This window comes from Pseudomonas sp. LBUM1643 (assembly GCF_059716215.1).
The window spans coordinates 4781606-4803908 of sequence record NZ_CP166813.1 but is presented as its reverse complement, the minus strand read 5'-3'; the positions used below and the strand labels follow the sequence as shown (position 1 = coordinate 4803908).

Annotated in this window: 13 protein-coding genes; 7 read left to right on the top strand and 6 right to left on the bottom strand. The window is 57.4% G+C overall.

The features are described from left to right. Positions 1–450: 450 nt before the first annotated feature. Positions 451–4584 (top strand): DUF1592 domain-containing protein, encoded by a 4134-nt coding sequence (locus ACA063_RS21520; RefSeq protein WP_497663298.1) that lies wholly within the window; start codon positions 451–453, stop codon positions 4582–4584. Between the two features lie 2 nt (positions 4585–4586). Next, complete coding sequence (locus tag ACA063_RS21515; RefSeq protein WP_497663297.1) at positions 4587–5951, top strand: DUF1552 domain-containing protein; 1365 nt, start codon at positions 4587–4589, stop codon at positions 5949–5951. Positions 5952–6061: 110 nt separating this feature from the next. Here ACA063_RS21515 and ACA063_RS21510 read toward each other — a convergent pair whose 3' ends face one another. Next, a complete protein-coding gene (locus ACA063_RS21510; protein ID WP_178084746.1) occupies positions 6062–6220 on the bottom strand; it encodes a DUF3309 family protein in 159 nt (52 codons plus the stop codon). Between the two features lie 280 nt (positions 6221–6500). Here ACA063_RS21510 and ACA063_RS21505 point away from each other — a divergent pair, with 280 nt between their 5' ends. The 3 genes from ACA063_RS21505 to csrA all read left to right on the top strand — a co-directional run bounded on the left by ACA063_RS21505 (position 6501) and on the right by csrA (position 8053). After that, complete coding sequence (locus ACA063_RS21505; protein WP_497663296.1) at positions 6501–7316, top strand: SDR family oxidoreductase; 816 nt, start codon at positions 6501–6503, stop codon at positions 7314–7316. A gap of 64 nt (positions 7317–7380) precedes the next feature. Next, on the top strand, positions 7381–7713 hold the full coding sequence (locus ACA063_RS21500) for a YnfA family protein (RefSeq protein ID WP_497663295.1): 333 nt from the start codon (positions 7381–7383) through the stop codon (positions 7711–7713). Positions 7714–7867: 154 nt separating this feature from the next. Continuing rightward, positions 7868–8053 (top strand): carbon storage regulator CsrA, encoded by a 186-nt coding sequence (gene csrA / locus ACA063_RS21495; protein ID WP_497663294.1) that lies wholly within the window; start codon positions 7868–7870, stop codon positions 8051–8053. A 54-nt stretch (positions 8054–8107) separates the two neighbouring features. Here the strand turns inward: csrA and ACA063_RS21490 are convergent, their stop codons facing one another. The 4 genes from ACA063_RS21490 to ACA063_RS21475 all read right to left on the bottom strand — a co-directional run bounded on the left by ACA063_RS21490 (position 8108) and on the right by ACA063_RS21475 (position 13393). Then, positions 8108–8335, bottom strand: a complete 228-nt coding sequence (locus tag ACA063_RS21490) for a YheU family protein (protein ID WP_007945785.1) — start codon at positions 8333–8335, stop codon at positions 8108–8110. 165 nt (positions 8336–8500) lie between these two features. Beyond that, positions 8501–9691 carry an osmoprotectant NAGGN system M42 family peptidase gene (locus tag ACA063_RS21485; protein ID WP_497663293.1) on the bottom strand — a complete coding sequence of 397 codons (1191 nt, stop codon included), beginning with the start codon at positions 9689–9691 and terminating at the stop codon, positions 8501–8503. A gap of 177 nt (positions 9692–9868) precedes the next feature. Then, positions 9869–11617: an N-acetylglutaminylglutamine synthetase gene (ngg, locus tag ACA063_RS21480; protein WP_497663292.1), complete on the bottom strand. Its 1749-nt coding sequence runs from the start codon at positions 11615–11617 to the stop codon at positions 9869–9871. 3 nt (positions 11618–11620) lie between these two features. Next, the gene (locus tag ACA063_RS21475; RefSeq protein WP_497663291.1) at positions 11621–13393 is read right to left on the bottom strand and encodes an N-acetylglutaminylglutamine amidotransferase; all 1773 of its coding nucleotides are present in this window, start codon (positions 13391–13393) and stop codon (positions 11621–11623) included. Positions 13394–13689: 296 nt separating this feature from the next. Here ACA063_RS21475 and ACA063_RS21470 point away from each other — a divergent pair, with 296 nt between their 5' ends. Beyond that, the gene (locus ACA063_RS21470) at positions 13690–18504 is read left to right on the top strand and encodes an NEL-type E3 ubiquitin ligase domain-containing protein (RefSeq protein ID WP_497663290.1); all 4815 of its coding nucleotides are present in this window, start codon (positions 13690–13692) and stop codon (positions 18502–18504) included. Positions 18505–18509: 5 nt separating this feature from the next. Here ACA063_RS21470 and mnmC read toward each other — a convergent pair whose 3' ends face one another. After that, entirely contained in the window at positions 18510–20492 is a 1983-nt protein-coding gene (mnmC, locus tag ACA063_RS21465; protein ID WP_497663289.1) for a bifunctional tRNA (5-methylaminomethyl-2-thiouridine)(34)-methyltransferase MnmC2/FAD-dependent 5-carboxymethylaminomethyl-2-thiouridine(34) oxidoreductase MnmC1, read from the bottom strand. Between the two features lie 214 nt (positions 20493–20706). On the opposite strand from mnmC, the gene pap reads away from it, so the two are divergent. Beyond that, complete coding sequence (pap, locus tag ACA063_RS21460) at positions 20707–22221, top strand: polyphosphate:AMP phosphotransferase (RefSeq protein WP_497663288.1); 1515 nt, start codon at positions 20707–20709, stop codon at positions 22219–22221. Positions 22222–22303: the final 82 nt, after the last annotated feature.

The window sequence follows — 22303 nt, the reverse complement described above, 5'->3', positions numbered from 1 at the left end:
ATGGGCTAATCCCGACTACGAACGTTTGCGAAGACTGAAGAGAAATCCGATGCCAACCCCTGGCGTCGGATTTTTTTTTGCGAACGGAACGGGTGGTGGCCCGCCCTTCAAGAGGTCAATTAACCAACAATAAAAGGGCGATACCTGTCAACTCTGTCAGTAGACAGCCTCGTGATTTGAGCATTTGATAAAGACGCTTGTGGTACTTGGTCCAGCAGGCTGACGGACCGTATTTCAAGGATGAATGTCTCTTTGTTCCTGTCTCTATGGCTTTTGCCATGTCGTGGTCATGCAGTGGAACTGTATTGGAAGGCATTCCAATAGAAACGCCGGATCGGTTTGGGCTCTCGCAGGCCTGCCGTTTCGGTCCAGGTAGTTCGCCGCAGGACACTGCATCAGCAGATTCGTCCGAATCGGGAAAGCACCTGGCTGATCAACGAGGCTTGCTTCATGACTAAGTCTGTCGGTGTGTTTCGTTTGCTGTGGCTTGCGTGCCTGGTGGCGCTCGGTGTCATTGTCGCGATGGTGATTTCTCCCGGAACTTCAGAATCTTCATCTTCACGTAATGCCTGTACGTCGGTTCCCGATTATGTAAAAAACAAGGTCTATGCGGCGGGGGAACAGGTTCAGCATCACGACCAGCTTTTTGAATGCTGGAAAGATGAAGATCCAGACTCACCGCAGGGTCCCGGAAGCTATGCATGGTGTCAGGTTCCGGCGTACGAGCCATTACTCGTAAATGGCCCCTGGAAAGATGCATGGAAAGCACTCGGCGAATGCGGCGGCTTTGAGGGCAATCGCCTGACTCTGGATTTTTCCACGCTCAGCGGCAAGGCACCCTTGAAACCGGCGGTGCCCGGTGTCGCTCGCGCCGACCAGATGGTCACCGGAGTCTTGCGTTGCAAGACCGAAGAGATTGCGATCAGCGCGAAGGCCAACGAAACGCTCCATCTCGATAATCTGAAAGCTTGCGACTATCAACTGGTGATGAATACCGCTGATGGGTTCAGCCCGCTGAACACCCCGCGCATTGTCTCGTTCAAGGAGCCGCAGGGGGAGGAGCAAGCCGTGACGATCAAGTATCGCCCGCCTGTGGAGGTGAGCAAGCTCAGCGGTTTGCCTGGGATAAAAATCGAGCTGTTTGCCCAGGGGCTTATTCAGCCTCGGCAGATGGCCATGGGCAAGGATGTGTTGTACGTCGGTTCCAGCGCCATCCCTTCGTACGTTTATGACGGAAAAATCGGCGATATGATTTACGCGCTGCCTCTGGATGCGGCAGGCAAACCGACCGGGGTTTATGTGATCGCCAGTGGCCTGGAGGAGCCCCACGGCGTGGCATATCGTGACGGTGACCTGTATTACTCGACCACCGGTGGCCTGTACCGCGTAGCCAAAGCAGATGAAAACTACAATGATCCAAAACCCCAGTTGGTTTTCAACTTTCCGGCAGACGACAACGTGTTTCCCCTGCCTTCGCAAGCGTCTGGGTCGAGCACCCGAATCTGGCACATGAAACACCCCTTGCGTTTCAATCCGCTCGATCCGTCGGACAAGTGGATTTATACGGCAGTCGGCACTCCCTGCAACCTGTGCATGATTCCTCCCGACAAGCGTTATGGGACGGTCTTGCGTTACTCCCTGGAAACAGGAGCGTCCGAGATTCTAGCCACGGGGGTGCGCAACTCCGTTGGTTTCGACTGGAATCCCCAGGACGGCCAGATATGGTTCAGCGACAACAATCGCCAAGGCTTCCCCAACCCGGACGAAGTCAACGTGATCAGCAAGCCCGGTTTGCATTTCGGCGTGCCATACAGATTTGGTAAAGACACGCCCGGCTTCACCGATGAGGAGTATCGGGACCCGAGCGTGATCCAGCCGCCGCTGGTGCCGGGTGCCATTGTGTCCGACAAATCGCTTGAACAGATCAATCCCGCCGATTATGTACCAGCGGCATTTGCCTCGGGAACCAACACTGCGCCGCTGGGTGTCAAGTTCTGGTCTGGTTACCCCAGCGCGGCGTCGGGTACCCAGCGTTTGCTTGTCGCAATGCATGGTGCGGGCTCCACGGCGCGCCCCGGCATGGATATTCAAATGCTGACCATTCAGGGCGGTAAGCAAGTCGTCAATCAGATCCCGTTGATCAACGGGTTTGTGCAGGACCCGGACCGATTCGATGTCTACTGCCTGGATAACTCGTGCATCGGACGCCCCGTCGAGTTTCTCGAACTGGCGGATGGCAGCCTGTTGATCAGCGACGACGTCGCCGGGGTCATTTATCGCGTGCGCTATGACGCAACCGGGTTGCCGCCGACCCGGTTGGAATTGCGCCCGACGTTGCCGCCAGACGGACTGGAAAACGAGATGATCAGCGGTTACCTGATTGATCCCGATGGCAATAGCCGGCTGGTGCAAATGTCCTGGCACTACGCAGACAATGCCGCAAGAATAATTCTCAATGGGCTTAAGTTTGGTCAGTATAAGTTGCGGCTCAACGACGTCAAAAACTGGATTCCTCAGGTACGAAATACATCTTTTACCCTCTCGCAAGCGAACGAGAGTGAGACCATCACCCTGAATTACCGCGAACGGCCGATCAAGCTTGAGGTCAAGGTCAAGATTCAGGCGCCGGCCAAACCTGCTTCGGTCAACGATGCTCAATGGCGCATCAGCCTGGTCAACGAAGCCCAAAGCAATGCCGCGCCACAGTTCATTGAAATTCCTTGGGGGGAAAGTACGACACACACTCTGGATTATGGCACTTACAAATTTATCTACCCGTTCTACTCGAATGAAAAACCGCAGCCGGAACTGGAATCGGTAGTGATTGATGAGGCCAGCGAGGACCAACAGCTACCCTCCATTGCCTATCGGCATGTCAAGAACCTGGGCGAGACGGTCTTGGCTGAATCCTGCACCAAATGCCACGCGGTCGAGTATTTCGACAGTTTGCGCATGGCCTTGGCGTGGAGCGTGGCGGGCCAGGATGCGCTGGTCAAACACATCAAGACCATGCCGGTATCAGGGCATTGTGATACGACCTGTGCGACCGAAATCAGCAAGCAGTTGTTAAACGTCGTCTGGAAACCCTATCTGGATCAGGGCGAATCCCATGGCGCACGGCAGATGCGATTGTTGACGCCTGACGAGTATGCCGCCAGCGTCAGGGACATCCTGGGTGTCGAGATCAATTCCGAGAAGTTGCCAGCGGACAAATCGGAAAAAGACTTCAAGTACCCAGGGGAGGCGGACAAGGGGATTCTGCAGGCAGAGGACGTCAAACTGTTCTACGACATGGCGTTATCGGTGGCGGACCGCGTTCCGCCGGCACGCTTGAGTGCGCTGGCAACCTCCCGCGCAGGAACTGACCTGGTTACCTCGTTGGGCTATCAGTTGTTCCGTCGCCCTGTGTCCGACGCCGAGCGTTCGCGTTATCAGAAACTGTTCGATGAGCAGGGGGCGCCTGCCTTGATCGCCGCTCTTTTGCTATCGCCGCATTTTCTCTATCGCTCGGAGTTGGGGGTGCAGACAACGAGTGAAGGTACCGTGTATCAATTGACCCCGTTCGAAGTCGCCACTGCACTCTCCTTCGGTTTCCTGGGCACGACTCCGGATGTCGAGCTGTTGGCCAAGGCGCAGCGAAACGAGTTGCAGACAACGCAACAGATCTCCGCGGAGATTGAGCGAATGATGAAAACGGATCGCGGCATCGAGCAATTCAACCGCTTCGTCAGCTACTACGTCAAGACGGTCCGCGGGGTTCAGGAAAAGCCGGGGTTGACTAAGGATATGGTTGAGCTGATGGCTCAAGAGCAGTATCTGCTGAGCAAAAACCTGCTGCTGGGTGCAGGTACCCTGAGTCAGCTGTTCAATCCCGGTTATACCTATCTGAACCAGGACCTGGCCGCGCACTACGGAATCAGCGGAGTCACGGGCAGCACGATGCAAAAGGTAGCGGTAGACGAGAGACGGGGAGGCTTGCTGCATCTGGGGCTGACCCAGGCTGCCACATCGGACTACGTGAGCACTTCATTGGTCAAGCGTGGAATCATGATCCGCGAGCAGATGTTCTGCCGCGAATTTGGTGCGCCCGTGGAAGCCGACCCTACGACCCCTGTCTATCCTCCTCGCGCAGTGACCACCCGTGAGCACTGGGACCTGGTAAACGGCGAGCAGGCTTCAGAGGGGCGCTGCTGGCAATGCCATCAATACATGAATGACACCGGGTCATCGATGGAACATTACGACGCGACCGGTCGCTATCGCACCGAGGAAAAAGCCTACAACTTTGACCAGTACCCGCAGATGTTACCGATCAAGGCTTCCGGTCCGTTCATCAGTACGAACGGAACCGAGCAGATCAATGACGTCCGGGATATCGCAAAGATTGTTCCACGCAGTCCAGCGTCACAATTCTGCATGGCGGACAGCTACTTCCGATTTGTGTTTGGCCAAAAATCGGATGTATCGACCTCCGGGACCGTGAAGGCGATTGCCGATGGTTTGAACGCCTCAGGCTCCCTGGCAGAGATGTTGAAAACCCTGGGTACTTCCAAGGCATTCATCTACAAGACCGAAAGGAATTGATCATGGGCATTTTGAAAAGTCGTCGGCGTTTTCTGGCGGGCCTGGCTGCGGCGGGTATCTATGGTCCCCTGACCCAATTTGGATTGGCGCGCATGGCATTGGCAGGGCAAACCCAGCAAGCTCAATTGAAGGTAGTGTTTGTCGTGTTACCTGACGGTCTGGCGGTGGACTCCTTCCAGGGCGGTGAAAATTTTGGTGACGGGCTCGGGTTGTGGCATCCCGTTGCATCTGAAATGGATACCGCGGCATTCACGTTGAGCGAGGTCAGCTCGGAACTGGCCGCCTATCGTAGTCAATCGTTATACCTGCGTGGAATTCTTCTGGGACCAGGGAATGCTGGCCATAACGCCTGGGGTTGGCTATTACGTGACAGTCAACAGAACCATTCGTCTATCGACGTCCTGTTGGGGCAAGCGATGCCGGGCAGCGAGCCGACGCACCGCAGTCTGTTTGCCGGTCCCCATGCCGGGATCGACGGTTATCCCTGGTTTGTTTCATACCAGGGGACTGCAATTCGCACGCCTTACCGCGACCCAAAGTTGATGGCTGAGTCGTTGTTCAAGGCCCCCGTTCAAATGAAGCACTCTGAACCTGGAGCCGGCTCTCTGTTGGAGGCAGCCCTGGTGGATATCCAGGAGGTCAAAAGCAAGCTCTCCGCCGGCGAACGGCAAAAGCTCGATACCCATCTGGACTCGGTACGGCAGGTTATCAAGGATCTTGAGGATGCACGTCCACCCGTGGGTGAATGCCAGCCAGTGACGCTGGAACCTCTGGATTACAGGAGTGCGCTGCACCGCAACCGGATTCAGGCCGACCATCATCAAGTAGTGGCAACTGCCTTGAGTTGCGGGATCACCCGCGTCGCCACGATTCAAATCGGGCGCTCGGCGGAGTCGCTCAATATCATTGATGTCAGTCCCACCAGTAATCCCCATGAGTGTGCTCACCGTCGCTCCGGGGAAGCATTCTGGAAGGGAACGCGGCAATGGTACGTTCGGCAAGTCAAACTATTGATGGACGAATTGGCCCGGTATCAGGATCCACACGTGCCCGGCGACAACCTGCTCAAACATACGCTCGTCGTACTCACCAGCGAAATGGCCGACGGAGCCCCTGAGCACACCATTGATATGCCGTTGGTGTTGATGGGAGGCGCAAGCGGATTGCTCAAAAGCGGGGAGGGTGCAGGACGTTATTTCAACATCACGCAGCAGGCGGATCGTCAACACCATGCGGGAAATCCGGTGATTGGCAAGCGCTTCGTTGACATGCAGCGCATATGGGCAACCATAGCCAAAGCCGCCGGAACGAGCGTGCCTTACGGAGGTAACATCGAGCCGGTCACAGGAATCTTCAGCAACGTTTGAGGACGCTTTAAGTCTGTGCGTGCAGTGGCTTCGACGCACCGCCCAGAAAAAATGCCAGTCAGTGAGACTGACTGGCATTGGATTTCAGCAGGTTATCTGCCTTGTCATCTTCATATCTTGCCCAGCAACAGCAGGATCAACAGCACCACCAACACCACGCCGATGATACCCGATGGCCCATAACCCCAACTTCTGGAGTGCGGGAAGACCGGTAAACCACCTACCAGCAGCAGGATCAGAATAATAATCAGAATTGTGCCCATGTTTATTTCCTTGTTGGAAGTGTTCTGGAACTACCTGGCGTTTAACTGTCAGCCGTGTTGCTATAAAACCAGGCTGCTTACAAAGTCCGACTGTTGCCCATGAAAGAAAATTCCAAGTTTTTTTAATGTTTTTCGAAGAAAGGCTTATTTCTTTTTTACGCCATTAGTTGGTCGCAGGCACTTCCCCGGTTTGCCTGGGCCATTCAGCAATCTGATGGAGCGTGGGTCGTCCGAGGTCCTTCGCTACACTCGACAGATCTTTCCCGGAACAACAAGGCTGTTTGCTATGCAAAATCGCATGATGATCACTGGTGCAGGCTCGGGCCTGGGTCGCGAAATCGCGCTGCGCTGGGCGCGTGAAGGCTGGCAACTGGCCTTGTCGGATGTCAGCGAACCCGGCCTGCAGGAAACCTTGAAGCGGGTTCGTGAAGCCGGTGGCGATGGTTTTACCCAGCGCTGTGATGTGCGCGATTACAGTCAGCTGACGGCATTCGCCCAGGCCTGTGAAGAGAAACTGGGCGGTATCGACGTCATCGTCAACAACGCTGGCGTGGCGTCGGGCGGGTTCTTCAACGAGCTGTCGCTTGAGGACTGGGACTGGCAGATCGCGATCAATCTGATGGGCGTGGTCAAAGGCTGCAAGGCATTCCTGCCGCTGCTGGAAGTCAGCAAAGGCAAGATCATCAACATCGCCTCGATGGCCGCGCTGATGCAAGGCCCCGCCATGAGCAACTACAACGTGGCAAAGGCCGGTGTCGTGGCGTTGTCGGAGAGCCTGCTGATCGAACTGGCACAGCAGGAGATAGGCGTTCACGTGGTATGCCCGTCGTTTTTCCAGACCAACCTGCTGGATTCGTTCCGTGGCCCGACGCCTGCCATGAAAGCGCAGGTCGGCAAGCTGCTGGAAAGTTCGCCGATCACGGCTACCGACATTGCTGACTACATCTATCAGCAGGTCGCTGCCGGCGAATTCATGATTCTGCCCCACGAACAAGGCCGAATGGCGTGGGCGATCAAGCAGAAAAATCCGCAACTGCTCTACAACGAAATGACCGTCATGGCCGATAAAATGCGCGCCAAGGCCAAACAAACCGCAGGCTGAACTTGCCCGAACGCTATGCCGTCGCTAGGGTGGCCGCCATCGGTCATCCTCGCGAGATAGGCACATGCTCAATTATTTGTGGTTCTTTCTGGCCGCACTGTTCGAAATCGCTGGCTGTTTTGCTTTCTGGATGTGGCTGCGCCAAGGCAAAAGCGCGTGGTGGGTGGTGCCGGCACTGCTCAGCCTGACACTGTTCGCGCTCTTACTGACCCGTGTCGAAGCGACCTACGCCGGCCGCGCTTATGCCGCCTACGGTGGCATCTACATCATTGCTTCGATTGGCTGGCTCGCCGTGGTGGAGCGGATTCGTCCACTGGGTTCGGACTGGATCGGCGTGGCGCTGTGCGTCATCGGCGCGACAGTCATTCTTTTCGGGCCGCGCTTCTCCGCTTCCTGAAGGAATAATCCTGCATTTTTCCGTTTTGTAAGAACTTTCCGAAGGTGTGGTTCGCTTTAGGTTGTAGGGCATGACTGTATTTCCTACACCGCATTGAAGACCTGTCGCGGGCGGGGCATCTTCGGGGTCCAGTCATCCCGAAGGACCCCATCCCATGCTAGTGCTTAGCCGCGTCGTACCCGAATTGATCGCCATTGGCGACACCATTTCCATACGCATATTGGCCGTCAATGGCGACAGTGTGCGAATCGGGGTCGAAGCACCCAAGTGCGTCACGGTCCATCGCGCGGAAATCTACGAGCGTATTCAATCCGAAAAACGCGAACACAAGAAACGATAGGCGCCGCGAGTTTTGTTGCGTTCGGTTGATCGTTCGATCCCGCTCTGAAACGCTTCAGTCGAACAAATGCTTGGGCACATCATGCTTGAGCATCAACTGGCACTGCTCGCTCTCAGGGTCGAAGACAATCAGTGCCTGCCCCTTGGTCAGCGCCTGCCTGACGCGTAAAACACGGGTTTCCAGTGGGGTGTCGTCACCGTTATCCGTGCCGTCGCGGGTCACGAAGTCTTCGATCAGGCGGGTCAGGGTGTCGACTTCAAGTTGGTCGTAGGGAATCAGCATAGGCACCTCGGCAAAAACAATGTCGCGATGCTACGGCGGTTATCGACACACCACCAGTAGGCGCCGCCGCAGGCTGCGATCTTTCTGATCTGGATTTTCAAACAGGACGAAAAACAGGATCAATAGATCGCAGCGTGCGGCCGCTCCTACAGGGTTGCGTTGGCGTTAGCTATCGTTACGCTGCCCCACCAGACTGTCCACCGACGGCACCCGCGTGTCGCTTTCCATCTGTGTCTCGTGTTCGATCTGATGACTGAACCGGTCCAGTGAACCCTTGGCCGGTTGCGCATCGCTGGCAAACACCGGCGGGCTGAGGATGTAGGCGCCGAGCAGGCGACTGAGGGCGGCCAGGCTGTCGATGTGGGTCCGTTCGTAGCCGTGGGTGGCGTCGCAGCCGAAGGCGAGCAGGGCGGTGCGAATGTCGTGACCGGCAGTGACGGCCGAATGAGCGTCGCTGAAGTAATAGCGAAACAGGTCGCGGCGCACGGGCAGTTCGTTGTCACTGGCCAATCGCAACAGATGTCGAGACAAGTGATAGTCATACGGCCCGCCCGAATCCTGCATCGCCACACTCACCGCGTGTTCACTGGAATGCTGCCCGGGCGCAACGGGCGCGATGTCGATGCCAACGAACTCACTGACGTCCCACGGCAATGCCGCCGCCGCACCGCTGCCGGTTTCTTCGGTGATAGTGAACAGCGGATGGCAGTCGATCATCAACTCTTCGCCACTGTCGACGATCGCTTTGAGTGCTGCCAGCAGCGCGGCAACGCCGGCTTTATCGTCGAGGTGACGGGCGCTGATGTGCCCGCTTTCAGTGAATTCAGGCAACGGGTCGAAGGCCACGAAGTCACCAACACTGATGCCCAGCGAATCGCAATCCGCGCGGGTGGTGCAGTAGGCGTCGAGGCGTAATTCGATGTGGTCCCAGCTAATCGGCATTTCATCGACAGCGGTGTTGAAGGCGTGCCCGGAAGCCATCAGTGGCAACACACTGCCACGAATCACGCCGTTGTCCGTGAACAGGCTGACCCGACTGCCTTCAGCGAATCGGCTGGACCAGCAGCCGACCGGCGCCAGGGTCAGGCGACCGTTGTCTTTCACCGCGCGGACGGCGGCGCCAATGGTGTCCAGATGCGCGGAGACCGCTCGGTCAGGGCTGTTTTTCCTGCCCTTTAGCGTGGCGCGAATGGTACCGCGGCGGGTCATTTCAAAGGGGATGCCGAGCTCTTCAAGGCGCTCGGCGACGTAGCGCACGATGGTGTCGGTGAAACCGGTGGGGCTTGGAATGGCGAGCATTTCAAGCAGGACTTTTTGCAGGTAGTTGAGGTCTGGTTCGGGAATTTTGCTGGTCATGGAAACTCCTGATGAGTAAAGAACATCGATGGTTTCGATGAAGTGATTAGAAGGGGCCAAGCCCGCTGTAGCAGCTGCCGAGGCACGAGGCTGCGTTGGGCTGCGCAGCGGCCCCAAAGGGCGGTCCTGCGGACACGCAACGCAGCCTCGTGCCTCGGCAGCTGCTACACAGGCCTGCTATGACGCAGCCGGCTGACTGTGCGGAAAAAGCAAATCCACAAATCGCTCTGCCGTTGGCTGCGGTTCATGGTTGGCCAGCCCGGCACGCTCATTGGCTTCAATGAACACGTACTTGGGCTGATCCGCCGAAGTCACCATCAGGTCCAGCCCGACCATTGGAATATCCAGTGCCCGCGCTGCACGCACGGCGGCATCAACCAGCGTCGGGTGCAGGGTTGCGGTGACATCCTCGAGAACGCCGCCTGTATGAAGATTCGCCGTACGCCGTACGAACAGATGTTCGCCGGCCGGCAGAATGCTGCTGTAGTCGTAACCCGCGGCGTGCAAGGTGCGTTCAGTTTCATGATCCAGCGGAATTTTGCTTTCGCCGCTGGTTGCCGCCTGACGCCGCCGACTCTGGGCTTCGATCAACGCGCCAATGGAATGCTGACCGTCACCCACCACTTCGGCCGGGCGCCGAATCGCCGCCGCAACAACCTCGAAACCGATCACCAGGATCCGCAAGTCGAGGCCTTCGTGGAAACTTTCCAGCAATACCCGACTGTCGAACTGACGCGCCGATTCGATGGCCTGCTGTACGTCTTCGATGGATTGCAAATCCACCGCCACCCCTTGGCCCTGCTCGCCATCCAGCGGCTTGACGACCACCCGTGAGTGCTCGTCGAGAAACGCCAGATTGTCATCCGCGTTGCCGGCCAGTTGTTGGGAGGGCAGGTTCAGTCCGGCAGATTTCAGCACCTTGTGCGTGAGGCTTTTGTCCTGACACAGGCTCATGCTGATGGCGCTGGTGAGGTCGCTCAGGGACTCGCGGCAACGCACTCGACGCCCGCCATGAATGAGCGTGAACATCCCGGCGTCGGCGTCATCGACCTGTACTTCGATGCCACGGCGATGAGCTTCCTCGACGATGATCCGCGCATACGGATTGAAATCGGCCTCGGGGCCAGGACCCAGAAACAGCGGCTGATTGATGCCGTTCTTGCGCTTGATGGCGAAGGTCGAGAGGTTGCGAAAGCCGAGCTTGGCGTAAAGACTTTTCGCCTGACGATTGTCATGCAACACGGACAAGTCCAGGTAACTCAGGCCGCGACTCATGAAGTGCTCGATCAAGTGGCGCACCAATACTTCACCGACGCCTGGTCGCGAACACTGCGGGTCCACGGCCAGGCACCACAAACTGCTGCCGTTTTCCGGATCGTTAAATGCCTTGTGATGATTGAGGCCCATGACGCTGCCAATGATCGCACCGCTGTCTTCATCTTCGGCCAGCCAGTACACCGGGCCACCCAAGTGACGCGGGGTCAGTAAACTGGCATCTATCGGCAACATACCTCGCGCTTGGTAGAGATGATTGATTGCCTGCCAGTCCGAGTCGCTCTGGGCCCTGCGGATACGAAACCCGCGAAACACTCGAGTGGACGGGCGGTAATCGCTGAACCACAGGCGCAGGGTATCGGAGGGATCAAGAAACAGCTGCGCAGGCTCCAACCCCAGTATTTGCTGAGGCGCGGCAACGTACAACGCAATATCGCGCTCACCGGGCTTTTCGTTGAGCAACTCCGAAGCGAGGCTCGCCGGGTCCGCAAAGGTATGGCCGATCAGCAATCGGCCCCAGCCGCAATGCACTGCGATCGGCGCAGCACCGAGCTCACTGCCGTCCTCAGCCAGACGCGCCTGCAAACGTTCGTAAGAGGGGGCCTGACCGCGCAACAAGCGTTGGCTATAAACCGTGGCGTGGGGTTTCATCGATCAGATTCCTTGTTCACTGAGCCACAGGTTCAGCGCCGCCAATTGCCACAGCTTGGAGCCACGCAATGGGGTCAGTTGGCCTTGGGGATCGGTCAGCAGGCGGTCAAGCATCGCCGGGTTGAACAGGCCGCGATCCTGGCTAGGATCAAGCAGCAACTCGCGCACCCAGTTCAACGTATCGCCCTGCAGATGCTTGAGGCCAGGCACCGGGAAGTAACCTTTTTTGCGGTCGATCACTTCACTCGGAATGACCAGCCGCGCCGCTTCTTTCAAGACTTGCTTGCCACCGTCCGGCAGTTTGAATTTGCCCGGCACACGTGCCGACAATTCCACCAGTCGATAGTCCAGAAATGGAGTTCGTGCCTCCAGGCCCCACGCCATGGTCATGTTGTCGACGCGTTTGACCGGGTCATCCACCAGCATCACGGTGCTGTCCAGGCGCAACGCTTTGTCCACTGCTGCGTCGGCGCCAGGCTGTGCGAAATGTTCCTTCACGAAGTCACCGGCAGCGTCATTCGCCGTCAGCCATTTCGGTTGCACGGTGGCGGCGTAGTCGTCGTAACTGCGGTCGAAGAACGCATCGCGATAAGCTGCATATGGGTCGGCTGCACCGTCTACCTGCGGATACCAGTGATAACCGGCAAACAGTTCGTCCGCGCCCTGGCCGCTTTGCACCACTTTGCAGTGCTTGGCGACTTCCCGGGACAGCAGGTAAAAGGCGATGCAGTCGTGGCTGACCATCGGCTCGCTCATGGCACGAAATGCCGCCGGCAGTTGCTCGATGATCTCTTTTTCGTCGATACGCAGTTGATGATGTTGAGTGCCGTAATGCTTGGCGATCAGGTCCGAATACTGAAACTCGTCACCACGCTCGCCGCCGGCATCCTGGAACCCGATGGAAAAGGTCGACAGGTTTTCCACGCCCACTTCACGCAGCAGTCCCACGAGCATGCTCGAATCCACACCACCGGACAGCAGGACACCCACGTCAACCGCCGCTCGCTGGCGAATAGCGACAGCATCACGCGTGCTGTCCAGCACCCGGTCGCGCCAGTCTTCGAGGGTCAGATTCATCTCATCGGCGTGTGGGCCGTAGGGCAGGGTCCACCAGGTTTTTTGCTCGGTGGTGCCATCGGCTTCAACGCGCATCCAGGTGGCTGGCGGCAGTTTTTCGATGCCCGCCAGCAGGGTGCGTGGCGCGGGAACCACGGCATGGAAGTTCAGGTAGTGATTAAGCGCTACCGGATCAAGGATCGGATTGATATCGCCCCCCTTGAGCAACGCCGGCAGTGCCGAGGCGAAGCGCAGGCGCTGACCGGTGCGCGACAGGTACAACGGCTTCACGCCCAAACGGTCGCGGGCGATGAACAAGCGTTTGGCGTCACGTTCCCAGATGGCGAACGCGAACATGCCGTTGAGTTTCGGCAGCAGTGCTTCACCCCAAGCGTGATAGCCCTTGAGCAACACTTCGGTATCGCCCCCCGAATAAAAGGCGTAGCCGAGGCTTTCCAGTTCTGTGCGCAGTTCGGGAAAGTTGTAAATCGCGCCATTAAAGGCCAGGGACAAGCCCAGCTGGTTGTCGATCATCGGCTGCGCCGAGCCGTCAGACAGGTCCATGATTTTCAGGCGGCGATGGCCCAGGGCAATCGGCCCCTGGCTGTGAAAGCCCCACGCGTCAGGGCCGCGAGGTGCCAGGTGATGGGTGATTCGTTCAACGGCTGCAAGGTCCGCAGGTTGATGATCAAAGCGTAACTCGCCAGCTAATCCGCACATAAAGTCCTTACCGGTTTTTCCGTTGGGGAGGGTCTATCGATACCGCATCAAAAGTGCGGGTACTCAGAAACTGACCCGAGCGATTCGCGGGAGTTTTAGATCGATACGTTATAAGAGGGTATTGGCTGACGAATGGTGCGCGCTGCACGAGTGTGCATTGCCGCGGCGGTAATTATTGATGTGATGCATAGGAGTAGTTGCTTGAAAGCCCGGAAACCCGACCCGGTATTCGCGTTTTTAATTGCCTGACGAGCTTAATAGACTGAAGCCATCTCAATGCAATAAGGATATTGCACATGCTGTCTACATCTGACGTGACACCTGCGGTAACGACGTTTACCCCCGCGCAACGCAGCGCTGCTTTTGTTGATCATACTGCCGATCTGGACAAAGCCGAGGTACTGCAAAAAAACATCCCGACTTGGCTGGCCAATGCAGACCTTGCGGTGGTACAGGGTCTGAAAGCGTCGGTTGAGCAAAGTGATCTCACTTATACCAAGGCTGCAGCGGTACTCGAGAGGCTCAAGCCGCTGGACGTGTTCTGCAAGGAGCAACTGACCCTTTTTCTCAAGAGCAAATGGACTGTCGATTTCGATGTTGAGCGGGACACCCTGGAGATCGTTAAAAGATCGATAATAGGCATTGGTGCGCCGCTCCCTACCAGCTTCCAGGAAAAATTCACCACCACTTCTCGCAGCCTGCTGCACGCGGCCATGGAGAACTTCACCCTTGAAGAATCCAGCAGCGGCGGCATCCCGAAAGACTCGTTGATACGAATCAATGGACAAGCCCAGACCGGTGCGGCGATTACCCCGACGAAATTCGCGCTGATTTGTCGCGAGCTTGACCTCGGTGCGCGTTATCAGCGCCATATCGCCGAGGTATTGGCATTGCCGGCCACGTCTGCAGGCAACGCACACGCCTCAGGGGCAGACATCCGGCAGTTGAAGCTGCTTGATCTGAAAATCGCCGTTCATATCGCCTACTTGAAAAAGCACATCACCGAAGCCGTTTACACAATGATGTTGAGCGTCATCGCACAAGACCTCCCTGCGGCACAAACCAAAGGCGCCGTCTTGGACGGTGCGTCGGTGATCTGGCAAGGCTTGATGATCGATGATGCATGCATCTGCGGGGCGCTGGTGTTCACCAAAACCTCGATCGACACCGCGCCGAAGGCGAAATGCGTGGTGTACCTGCCGAATGATCCCGAGCGACCGCTGTATGAATACGCCTCGCTGGATGACTTCAGGACTTACCTCTCACGTCAGCTGCAAGCCAAAGACTACAGAGCGTACTTCGCCAGCCAATTCCTTCCCGGGCACGATAAATCCGATTTATTCACCGCATTTGACGAGGACAACGTACTGGGTACGCTGGTCGCGACACCCGCCGGTTGTGTTTCTGATTTCTTCTTCGGCGCATTCATCAACAAGACCCAGCGAGATGCCCGTGTCCTCGCGGTCACGACCGAAGAAGTGGACGAGGTACAACGGGAAAAAACCGTTCAGAGGCTGCTCGATGGCGGTCTTCTGTTCTTGAACGCAGCCTCTTTTTTCGTACCGGTGCTGGGCGAATTGATGATGGCTGTGGCAGTCATCGACATTGTTAGCGAGGTCTATGAAGGTGTGCAGGACTGGGCGCACGGCGAGCCGCACAAAGCTTTTTCGCACTTGTTGAGCGTTCTAGAAAACATCGCGCAGATGGCGGCGTTCGCGGCTGCCGGCAAAGTGGCGTCGGCCGCCTTTCGTCGGGGCGTGGAACAGCAAGCGGCTTTCTTTGATGGTTTCGAAGCGGTGACGCGCGCCGATGGTAAACAAAGGCTTTGGAAGCCTGATCTTGAGCCCTATCAGCAGGCATTGGCGCTGCCGGAAACTGTGCGGCCGGATGCGAAGGGCATTTACAAACAGGGCGGGCACAGCTCAGTTGTTATAGAGGACAAGGTCTATCGTGTCACCCGTAACCCCGAGAAACATTCGTGGCACATAAACCACCCAGTGCGTCAGGACGCGTTTGCGCCTGCCCTTGAACGAAGCGTCGATGGCGGCTGGCGGCATGTTCATGAACACGGGCATGAGTGGCCGAACAGTGCGTATGCGTTGAAACGCACCGATCCCCGTCTAAAGGGCTTCTCTGACAGTGATCTGACAAGAGTCGCAGACATCGTCGGTATAACGCCCGCCGAGCTTCACCGATTGCATCTGGGCAGTTTGGGTTTACCGCCGCGGCTGAATGAATGTATCGAGCGCTTCAAACTGAATCGGCGCATCACCGATATGGTATCGGCCATGGAGCGTGGCGATACCGCCAATACGGATTATCTGCAGGAGCAACTGCATACATTGCCAAGCCTGTCCGGCTGGCCTGAAGAGCGATTCATCCAGGTGCTTGATGCGGACGGCGCAGTCGTTTCTCGCTTTCCAGAGGGGGCTGCAAAAAGTAGTGACGACGTTAACAGCGTGCACGTTACTCAAGCGCAACTGAACGCAGGGAAATTGTTGGATACCGTGATCGATGGGCTTTATTCGAAAGAAGTTGAGGCCATTGTCGGCACCGGGACGAGCGATTCGCAATCAACGTTAATGGCTCGAAAAATAGCGTCATCCCTTAAAAGTAATCGCCAACCACTGCTTGAGTGGCTTTACAAAGCCTATGACGGCGAAGCCACCGGTGATGTTGCGACGTTGCGTGAGCACGCAGCCGACGTTCCCACCCGGGTAGCTCGCAAGTTGCTGGACGAGGCGAGTCAACGAGATCGTGTTTTTTTGCGCGACCGCAAGTTCCCGGGTTTTGAATTATCGGAGCAGGTCAGCGAGGCGCAGCTTTCGCTCAGGCTGGACCGTGCACTCACCGGACTGCATTTTTCGGAGCTGGCCAATGCCGATACGAACGCGCTTAGCCTCAGGCTGCTGGATCGCGTGCAAGGTTGGGAGACGGGTTATCGATTGGAGTTGCGAGAAGGATCATCCACTGGCAAGTTGCTCGACAGTGTCGGCCGCGTGGATGCGCCGTTGAGCGGGGTCATCATCAAAACGCCGACGGGCTATCAGGTCAACCGGGGAACCGGCACGTTGATAGCCGACAAAACAAGCGCCACGCTCGCCGAATCGATATTCCACGCACTGCCTGCAGCTCGACGCATCCGCATGGGGCTTACGGGTGCCGATGACGTCAATGTGACCTTACTGCGCGAGCGCCTGGGCTCGGCTGCCACGGCGAATCGCGTGCGCACCGCTCGGGTATTGCGAGGTGAGCACCGCGAAGTCCCCGAACACCTTTCTTCCTGTGGGATCCAGGCTGACCCTGCCGAGGCGAACGTCTACGCAAAAGCCTTGATTCGTAAAGTCCGAAAGCTGTACCCGCTGTTCACCGATGCCCAGGTTTCAGCCTTTCTCGATGAAGCAGGTACTACCGACACGTTGCGGGTAAATCGAATCAAGGTACTGGAGCAGCAGTTGAAGAAGTTGCGTGCAGTACTGCAGACCTGGAGCAACGACCAGGAAGAGATGAAGAAGGTGTCGGGACAGCTCAATGATGTGCGCGTCAGCCGTCGCCAGATAACTCAAGCCATCGAGAACTGCTGGCGCCGGGTAACTGCGCCGCGAACACCGCTGGATCAACCGGTAACGCTCAAACTGGAGCGCAACCCTGCTGGCCAGTTGCCGACGCTGACCGAGCAGGACGTCGCTCATGTGCGCAGCCTCATCATCAGAGACATGAACGCAGGTGACGAGCTGGCGTACTTCCTCGGGCCCTTCAAAAATCTTGTCAGGTTGGAACTGGATGGCAATCAACTGACACGACTGCCTGAAGCAGTGTCACACATGCCCGACCTTGAACATTTGATCTTGAACCGCAACCAGTTGGCATTGACCGAACACACCCTCCGAAAACTGACCGATATGCGCAAGTTACGTACCCTCGCGCTGAGCGATAACCGGTTGGGAGCCACGGTGGATGTCAGCAAAATGCTGGATCTGCAATCTCTGTTCCTCGGCGACACCCATGCCACGGAGTTACCTGTGGGGCTTGCCCGATTGCCTTACCTGGACGTGGCGGATTTGCGCGGTAACGACATTCGAGAGTTGCCGGCCTGGTTGTTCGAGGTCCCGCGACGATTCGCACGAAGGATCAATTTACGGCACAACCCATTGTCCGCGGCGAGCCGTGCGAAGCTTGGAACTTATCGTGACAGTACAGGCATCGGGATGGGTTTTCTTGAAGATGATCACGCGGTGATCAATGAGCAAAAAGCTCGAGAACTGTGGATGCCTGATAGTCGTGAAGAAAATTATGCCCGTCGTCACCGCACATGGACTGCGCTAAAGAATGAACCCGAGTCCGACGGCTTTTTTAGATTGTTGGCAGAAGTTGGTAGTACGGCGGATAGCCGCTTTGTCCATGAGGAGATGAGCGACCGGGTGTGGAATGTTATCGAGGCGGCTCAGGCGGATTCGTCGTTGCGCGATCATCTTCTTCCATTGGCTGTGAAAGCCAATTGCGTTGATTCCGCGGCCACGATTTTCAGTAACCTTGAAGTGGCCGTCGATATCGACACGTTAGTCCGCCAGTCCGTTAACGCTCATGATCAGGCCGCTCGGTTGCTGAATCTGGGACGGCGTCTGTTTCGCCAGGATTCTCTCGCCAGGCTCGCTCGGGAACATGTCCTGACCCATCCCAAACTCGATCCCGTGGAAGTGGAGTTGGCCTATCGCATCGGCCTGGCCGACAAACTCGAGCTTATCGGCCAACCCAGGCATATGCGCTATGCATCGCTGGGCGGCGTGAAATCAGGGGATCTGGAGGTTGCCTACAATAAGGTCATCGCTGCCGAAGCTTCTTCCGACCTGTTAACTGACTTGAGCAGCCGCGAGTTCTGGAGCAAATTTTTGCGTGAGCGACATGGCAAAAAATTTACAGACCTTGCCGCACCCTTTCATCAGCGGGTGCAGACGGCTTCCGAAAGCGAGGCAACGCTGGGGGCGGGGTTTCGCGCGCATGTCGATGGTATCGCGGATGAGCTGCAGCAGGCTGAAACAGATCTGATCAAAAGCCTGACCGAAGAGGCCATGAAGGCGGACGAGTCAAAGACCTGTTTCATTCTGGATTAAGCCACTCAGGCTTTACCTCGAATCAATCGACGCAAGGCAAAACGGTTCGGATGACACGCCTCGGCCACGGCTCTGGGCAGTGGCAGAGGTTCCGCGTCGAGCCAGGCGGCCAGTAATTCGCCTGACAACGGAGCGGTGACCAGTCCTCTCGAACCGTGGCCGCTGTTGACGTACAAACCCTCCAGCCAGGGGCAGGGGATGTCGGGGGTTTTCCGGGCATCCTTGCTCAAAGCGCTGTAGGCATCGGCAAATGCCTGGGCATCCGCCAGCGGGCCGACTATCGGCAGGTAATCCGGGCTGGTGCAGCGAAACGCGGCGCGACCCTCAAGTGCTTCAGGGTGCAGGGTGTCCGCGCCGAGTCGTGCGACCAGGTCGGGCGAAATTTCTTCGAGCATCTTCATATTGCCGGCATGCTCGGCGGCGGTGGGTGTCAGGTCATCGTTGTGGAAATCGAAACTGGCTCCTAGCGTGTGTTCACCCAGGCGAGCGGGTGCGACATAGCCTTCGGCGCAGACCACCGTGCTCAAGCTTCTGCTTGCAGAGGTCTGGGGTAAACGGGTGATCTGTCCGCGAATACGTTTGAGGGGCAGCTCGGCGCTGTAGGAAAAACGCTTGATCTCGGCGGCGCCGGCCAGCACCACCACCGGTGCCTCGGCCAGCAACGTGTCGCCATCCCAGGCTTGCCACTGACCGTCTGCGCGGCGCAGCTCCAGCACATCGTGATGCGTCTGGACCTGGATATCCGGATGCGCGGCTTGCCATTCGCACAGGGCGGGTGGATGCACCCAACCCCCTTCAGGGTAAAACAGGCCTCCCGATTGCAACGCGATGCCGGCACGAAGCTCACAGTGTTCCCGATCCAGCGTGTGCAATAAATCGTCTGGAAAGGCGGCTGCCAGTTGCGCCTGTCGTTCTGCTTCCTTGGCATTGAACGCCAGTTGCAGTACCCCGCAATCATCCCAATCGACGCCCCGTTTCAAGTGTTCAAGCAGACGCCGGGTGTAGCCGAAGCCGCTCAAAACAAGTTGCGACAGTGCCGTGCCGTGGGCGGAAAGTTTGAGGTACAACACGCCTTGGGGATTGCCCGACGCTTCGCGGGCCAGCGCTTCGTGGCGCTCCAGGAGGCTGACTTGCCAACCCCTTGCCGCGAGGCTGGCGGCGCTGGCACATCCGGCCAGGCCGGCGCCGATCACCAGGGCACGACGCTCGCCTGTCGGTGGTGCTGGACGAGCAAACCATGGCTTGGCGGTCTCGGGTGCCGGAGTGTCTTGCGGCCAGCCGAGGAATGTACCCCGCAGGATTTCCCACTTGTGGCCAATGCCTGGTGTGCGCTTCATCTTGAAGCCTGCGGCATTCAACAGGCGACGCACCCAACCGGTGCTGGTGAAGGTGCTGATGGTCGAGTCAGGCGCCGCCAGGCGGGCCAATTCCGCAAACAGTTCGGCGGTCCACATGTCAGGGTTTTTCGCCGGAGCGAAGCCGTCCAGAAACCAGGCATCGATCTGTGCGTCCAGCTGCGGCAGTTGCTCCAGCGCATCGCCGATCAGCAGGGTCAGGGTGACGCGGCCGTTATCCAGCACCAGACGCTGGAACCCTTGATGGATCGCCACGTACTGGGCCAGCAATTGATCGGCAAAGGGCTTGAGCTGAGGCCATAACGCCAGTGCGCGTCGCAGATCGGGCAAGCTCAAGGGGTACTTTTCGACGCTGACAAAATGCAACCGTGCGCCCGCCACCGCGTGCTGCTCGAACAGTTGCCAGGCACATAAAAAATTCAGCCCGGTCCCGAAACCGGTCTCACCGATCACCAATCGACCGCCGACCGTTAACGCGCCAAAACGCTCTTGCAGACGGTTTTGCTCGAGGAATACGTAACGTGTTTCGTCCAGTCCCGACAGATCGGAAAAATACACATCGTCAAACACCCGCGAACGCGGGAGTCCCTGGTCGTCCCAATCGAGCTGGGCGTGGGGCAATACAGGTTTCATGGCAGGCTCGGCAACGGCAAGGCGGCCATTCTAACTGATCGTCAGCGCACTGCCTGATGCATGACAATGGAGCTGCGCAAGAGCTGCCAAGCGAAGCGGAGGCTGCGATCTCTTGATCTCGTTTTTAAAGATAAAGATCAAAAGATCGCAGCCTCCGCTTCGCTTGGCAGCTCCTACTCCGCTAGTCTTGCTCAATCTGGAAAGGGAGCCATCCATGTTCGAATCTGCCGAAATTGGTCACGCCATCGATAAAGAAACCTATGACGCCGAAGTGCCGGCCTTGCGTGAAGCCTTGCTCGATGCTCAATTTGAACTGCAACAGCAAGGCCGGTTTCCGGTCATCGTCCTGATCAACGGCATCGAAGGTGCCGGCAAGGGTGAAACCGTCAAGCTGCTGAACGAATGGATGGACCCGCGCCTGATCGAGGTCCGTACCTTTGATCAGCAAACCGACGAGGAACTGGCACGACCGCCCGCCTGGCGTTACTGGCGGATGCTTCCGGCCAAAGGCCGCATGGGGGTTTTTTTCGGCAACTGGTACAGCCAGATGTTGCAGGACCGTGTTCACGGGCTGATTAAAGACCCAAGGCTCGACCAAGGCATCAACGCTACCGAACGACTGGAGCAGATGCTCTGCGATGAAGGCGCGCTGATCTTCAAATTCTGGTTTCACCTGTCCAAGAAACAAATGAAAGCGCGCCTCAAAGCCCTGGCGGATGATCCGCTGCACAGCTGGCGCATCAGCCCGCTGGATTGGCAGCAATCGAAGACGTACGACAAATTCGTAAAATACGGCGAGCGCGTGTTGCGCCGCACCAGCCGTGACTACGCGCCCTGGCATGTGATCGAAGGCGTTGACCCGCATTACCGCAGCTTGACGGTGGGCAGGATTCTGCTCGAGGGCCTGCAAAACGCTCTGAAACGTCAGACGATTCACCCTGATAAAGTCAGCGCCGCACCGTTGCCCCTGAGTGTCGATCAGTTGAACCTGCTCGACAGCCTGGATTTGACCCAGCATCTGGAAAAGGACGATTACGAGGAGCAGCTGATTACCGAGCAAGCCCGATTCTCCGGGCTGATGCGTGACAAACGCATGCGCCGCCATGCCTTGGTGGCTGTGTTCGAAGGCAATGATGCGGCGGGCAAGGGCGGTGCGATCCGCCGGGTTGCGGCGGCACTGGATCCACGTCAATACAGCATCGTGCCGATTGCCGCGCCAACTGAAGAGGAGCGGGCACAACCCTATTTGTGGCGTTTCTGGCGGCACATCCCGGCCAAGGGCAAGTTCACCGTGTTTGATCGTTCGTGGTACGGGCGAGTGTTGGTGGAGCGCGTCGAAGGGTTCTGCCCACCGGCGGACTGGTTGCGGGCCTACAGCGAAATCAATGATTTCGAAGAGCAGCTCACCGACGCCGGAGTGATCGTGGTCAAATTCTGGCTGTCCATCGACAAGCAGACGCAACTGGAGCGCTTTCAGGCCCGGGAAAACATTCCATTCAAACGTTTCAAGATTACTGAAGACGACTGGCGCAACCGCGACAAATGGGATGCCTACCGCGCGGCAGTCGGCGACATGGTCGACCGCACCAGCACCGAGATCGCGCCCTGGACCCTGGTGGAAGCCAATGACAAGCGCTGGGCCCGGGTCAAAGTCCTGCGCACGATCAATCAGGCGCTGGAAGAAGCGTTCGAAAAATCCGACAAGAAGGCTAAGAAACACAAGAAGTGAGCCGATGGCTGCGCATACGCGAGGTGAATGATTGTCGCGGTCGGTGAAGGGGTGGACTTATGCTCAGTCCACTCTCAACCGA

What these genes read in the sequence shown, in the direction of transcription:
- ACA063_RS21520 (WP_497663298.1), top strand. Translation starts at nt 451, where the DNA reads ATGACTAAGTCTGTCGGTGTGTTTCGTTTGCTGTGGCTTGCGTGCCTG.
- ACA063_RS21515 (WP_497663297.1), top strand. Translation starts at nt 4,587, where the DNA reads ATGGGCATTTTGAAAAGTCGTCGGCGTTTTCTGGCGGGCCTGGCTGCG.
- ACA063_RS21505 (WP_497663296.1), top strand. Translation starts at nt 6,501, where the DNA reads ATGCAAAATCGCATGATGATCACTGGTGCAGGCTCGGGCCTGGGTCGC.
- ACA063_RS21500 (WP_497663295.1), top strand. Translation starts at nt 7,381, where the DNA reads ATGCTCAATTATTTGTGGTTCTTTCTGGCCGCACTGTTCGAAATCGCT.
- csrA (WP_497663294.1), top strand. Translation starts at nt 7,868, where the DNA reads ATGCTAGTGCTTAGCCGCGTCGTACCCGAATTGATCGCCATTGGCGAC.
- ACA063_RS21490 (WP_007945785.1), bottom strand. Translation starts at nt 8,335, where the DNA reads ATGCTGATTCCCTACGACCAACTTGAAGTCGACACCCTGACCCGCCTG.
- ACA063_RS21485 (WP_497663293.1), bottom strand. Translation starts at nt 9,691, where the DNA reads ATGACCAGCAAAATTCCCGAACCAGACCTCAACTACCTGCAAAAAGTC.
- ngg (WP_497663292.1), bottom strand. Translation starts at nt 11,617, where the DNA reads ATGAAACCCCACGCCACGGTTTATAGCCAACGCTTGTTGCGCGGTCAG.
- ACA063_RS21475 (WP_497663291.1), bottom strand. Translation starts at nt 13,393, where the DNA reads ATGTGCGGATTAGCTGGCGAGTTACGCTTTGATCATCAACCTGCGGAC.
- ACA063_RS21470 (WP_497663290.1), top strand. Translation starts at nt 13,690, where the DNA reads ATGCTGTCTACATCTGACGTGACACCTGCGGTAACGACGTTTACCCCC.
- mnmC (WP_497663289.1), bottom strand. Translation starts at nt 20,492, where the DNA reads ATGAAACCTGTATTGCCCCACGCCCAGCTCGATTGGGACGACCAGGGA.
- pap (WP_497663288.1), top strand. Translation starts at nt 20,707, where the DNA reads ATGTTCGAATCTGCCGAAATTGGTCACGCCATCGATAAAGAAACCTAT.